1 protein-coding gene is annotated in these 256 nt (G+C 33.2%); it reads right to left on the bottom strand.

From position 1 onward, the window contains the following. Nucleotides 1–216: tetratricopeptide repeat protein (locus tag SB764_RS42390; RefSeq protein WP_410867092.1), on the bottom strand; the 216-nt coding region annotated here is incomplete at its 3' end. Between the last annotated feature and the right edge of the window lie 40 nt (nucleotides 217–256).

Here is a 256-nt window from a genome sequence, read left to right as displayed (position 1 = left end):
TTCATAATTCTTCGTTTTTAGATACAACTGAATTAATTTTTCATCTACAGTCATGTAGTGGATATCTAAGTCACTTGCTTTTTCATAATTTTCCTGTGCTTTTCCCAAATTGTTTTCCTTCGTATAAACATCTCCCAAAAGTTCGTACGACTGTTTGTATTGGGAATCTATTTTCAATGTTTCTTCGGCGTATTTTTTTCCGGCATCGGTATTCATGCTTTCATAATAAGTTGCGGCTAATAAATACCGATAATCG

Source organism: Paraburkholderia sp. SIMBA_027 (assembly GCF_046535315.1).
GTDB lineage: Bacteria > Pseudomonadota > Gammaproteobacteria > Burkholderiales > Burkholderiaceae > Paraburkholderia > Paraburkholderia tropica.
This window is presented reverse-complemented; position numbering and strand designations above follow the sequence as displayed.